The 3131-nt window shown below is 60.6% G+C and carries 3 protein-coding genes; 2 read left to right on the top strand and 1 reads right to left on the bottom strand.

Features of this window, described 5'->3' with window-relative positions:
* Positions 1–83: 83 nt before the first annotated feature.
* Entirely contained in the window at positions 84–1031 is a 948-nt protein-coding gene (locus tag EOA27_RS29190) for a pyridoxal-phosphate dependent enzyme (protein WP_245491193.1), read from the top strand.
* A 511-nt stretch (positions 1032–1542) separates the two neighbouring features.
* Here the strand turns inward: EOA27_RS29190 and EOA27_RS42410 are convergent.
* Complete coding sequence (locus EOA27_RS42410; RefSeq protein WP_245491192.1) at positions 1543–2184, bottom strand: BBE domain-containing protein; 642 nt, start codon at positions 2182–2184, stop codon at positions 1543–1545.
* A gap of 60 nt (positions 2185–2244) precedes the next feature.
* On the opposite strand from EOA27_RS42410, the gene EOA27_RS42405 reads away from it, so the two are divergent.
* On the top strand, positions 2245–2859 hold the full coding sequence (locus EOA27_RS42405; RefSeq protein WP_245467045.1) for a hypothetical protein: 615 nt from the start codon (positions 2245–2247) through the stop codon (positions 2857–2859).
* Positions 2860–3131: the final 272 nt, after the last annotated feature.

Below are 3131 nucleotides of genomic sequence, written 5' to 3'. Positions count from 1 at the left end.
GGTCTATAGTCGTCGGCAGCCTGGCCGGTCGGCGTCGGTAATTGCTGCGTGACGGTGGCCGCGCCCTATGAGGGAGCGATCGCATGATCGTCGAGCTGAACGACATCCGGGCGGCGGCCGAGCGGATCAGAGGCAATGTCCGCCGCACGCCGGTGGTCGAGGCGACCAATCTCCAGTCGGGAGCTGGCGAAGGCTATCGGCTTGCTTTGAAGCTTGAGCTGCTGCAGGTCACGGGCTCGTTCAAGGCGCGGGGCGCCACGAACCGGCTGCTGGCGCTCGATGCCCGCGACATCGCTCATGGCATCGTCACCGCATCAGGGGGAAATCACGGCATCGCCACGGCCCGCGCCGGCTTCATGGCACAGGTGCCGGCCACTATTTTCCTGCCGAGCAACGCCTCGCTCGAGAAGATCGAAAAGCTCCGGGCCTGGAAGGCCGACGTTCGGATCGTTGGCTCCGCCTGGCATGAATCCAACGTCGCCGCTCTGGCCTTCCACCGCGAGACAGGCGCGGCATATTTCCATCCCTTTGCCGACGCGGATGTTGTTGCCGGGCAGGGAACGGTCGGCCTCGAGCTGCTCGAGGAGCTGCCTGAGATGACCACCGTGCTCGTGGCGATGGGTGGCGGCGGCCTTATCACGGGGGTGTCCACTGCGCTCAAGGGGCTGAAGCCGGGTGTGCGAGTGGTCGGCATCGAAGCCGAAGGATCGCCGGTGCTGCTGCGTTCGCTGGAGGCGGGCCGCAACATCGCCCTCGACAAGGTGACCACCTGGGTAGCAACAATGTCGTGCGCGCGCTCCGACGATCGAATCTTCGAAGCCGTTCGCGATCGGGTCGATGAGATCGTGCTGGTCAGCGACGACGAAATGCGCGCCGCAGCCAAATGGCTCTGGTTCGAAATGGGCTTGGCGGCGGACCTCAGCGGCGCTGCCGCCCTCGCCGCCCTGCGCAAAGGTCGCATCTCGATAGAGAAGAATGAGCTGGTCTGCGCGATCGTTTGCGGCGCAGGCTCTGATGCAATTGCCACCTAAGCGCAGGCGCTTTGTATTCGCATCTGGCAATTGAAGCTTGGTAAAATGGCGACCGCTTCTAGCAACCACGACCTCTACAGTGGTCGCCGGCGATGTCCGCATTCCGGAAGTTGCAGGCTGATCTCTACGGCTGACTGTGGGCGCATAGCTGCCTTCCCGACATCGGGCCTTGCCCTAGCTACTCCCAAATACGAGCAACCGGTAACCGCACACAATAGAAACAAAAGGCTTGCCTTTAAAGCGCGCCATATCTCTCCTGAGGTGCACAAACTTGCTCGCTCTTCCGGTTCGCGCGGCTTCTCGGCGCGGTGATGCTCCCACCGGCGCGCAGCGACGATTGCGTGCGCTTTAAACGCAAAAAACCGCCCCGGTCAGACCGGGACGGTTATGATAGAATTGGTTGCGGGAACAGTGTTTGAACCTGGTAACCTCACTTTCGAAGCCCTATCGACAGACAAACCGGTTGCATCGCTGTATTGGCGGTACCCTACTCTGACTAGAACGCCATATCCTAGGCGGGTGGTATGTTCACGTTATGATGGAAGATGTTGTTCGGGTCATAGCGCGTTTTCAACTGCCGCAGCCTTGCGAGGTTTTGACCATAGGCGGCCAACGCTGCCGCGCCGGCGTCCTCGTCTGCCCCCAAATAATTTGCATAGCGACGCTTGCCAGCAAAGGACTTGAGTACATCGAAGCTGGCGCGCGCCCAAGCGGTGGTGCGATCCGCAGAGGCCTTGTCCATCCATTGGCCAAGCACGAGCGTGTTGAAGCCAATGTCACGGAGCGCGAAGGAGGTGGATTCTACCGGAACGCGCGACGCAAAGCCGTGGAAACCTTCCAGCAAGATCGAGCTTGTTGGAACCGGGCAGCGCTCATACGCGATCACGAGGGCCTCGACAGCATCGTCGTCAAGGCGCGGAAGGAACGTGGACTTCCAGTAGTTGAATGCGCCGGAAGGGAAGCCCGCGTCCAGCATTCCATTGAGGTCCACATAGGGTATCGGCCCTAACGCATCCACCGCTACGGTGCCAAAGCTCCGGATCTGGCTTCCAACGATCTCCGCATCTTCGGGTGAGCCGATATGACAGGAAACGATGGCAACGATCGGGGTGCCCGACCCGTCTGGCGCGGTAGTTAAGCCGGCGACGAGCATAAGGTCGTCCGAGGCATTTTCAGCGAGGTCCCGGAACCCGCGGAGGACTTGTCTCGCCTCATGGAATGGAAAGGCAACGATACCTCCGAACACGACAGGGCCGACGGAATGCAGGCGGAACTCGAAGGAAGCGGCAACGCCAAAATTGCCACCGCCGCCACGGAGCGCCCAGAAGAGATCGGGATTTGCGTCGGCGCTCGCTTTCACTACGGAACCGTCTGCGAGCACCAGATCGACGGAGATCAGATTGTCCAGCGCCATCCCGTATTTCGGCATAAGCCATCCAAGGCCGCCGCCGAGGGTAAGTCCAGCAACACCAGTACTTCCAATCACGCCTCCAGTGGTCGCAAGACCATGCAACTGGGTCTCTCTATTCAACTCCCTCCAAGTCACCCCACCCTCGACTATGGCCGTCCGGGCGGCAGCATTCACGTGAACTCCTTTCATCAAGGAGAGGTCGATCATAAGGCCATTGTCGACCACTGCACGCCCAGCGACGTTGTGGCCGCCGCCGCGTACGCAAATCTCCAGTCCGGTCGCCTGGGCGTAAAGGACAGCATCGACGATATCGGCAATACCTCGACAACGGGCAATGACTGCGGGGCGTCGGTCGACGAGGCCATTGTGTATCCTCCTTACCTCATCAAAAGTCGGCGCGCCGGGCTGGAGAATTGATCCGAGAAAGTTGCGAGCAAGTTCTGTTTGGACTCCCATGACGCTTCCCCTCCTGTCGGGCGACCGCACTGTCGCGGAAGCCACGGTGAAACCGGCGCAGAAAGCGAACGGTCCGAACGATTCTACGTCGGAATTTATTAGCCAAGGGGATCATGATCCCGGCGACGATCCGATGCAACAGCTGACGTTGCCGCTGGATCCCAGTGCCCGAACCGCGCGGGCCAGGTTCTTATGCGGCTTTAGCGGCAGGCTTGAACATTCTCTTTAATATC

Origin of the sequence: Mesorhizobium sp. M2A.F.Ca.ET.037.01.1.1 (assembly GCF_003998075.1) — a bacterium.
Lineage (GTDB): Bacteria > Pseudomonadota > Alphaproteobacteria > Rhizobiales > Rhizobiaceae > Mesorhizobium.
Note: the sequence above shows the minus strand (reverse complement) of the source record. Positions and strands in the feature narration are given on the sequence as shown.

Coding starts and splice junctions, on each gene's coding strand:
- EOA27_RS42405 (WP_245467045.1), top strand. CDS start 2,245: ATGGAATGGAAAGGCAACGATACCTCCGAACACGACAGGGCCGACGGA.
- EOA27_RS42410 (WP_245491192.1), bottom strand. CDS start 2,184: ATGCTCGTCGCCGGCTTAACTACCGCGCCAGACGGGTCGGGCACCCCG.
- EOA27_RS29190 (WP_245491193.1), top strand. CDS start 84: ATGATCGTCGAGCTGAACGACATCCGGGCGGCGGCCGAGCGGATCAGA.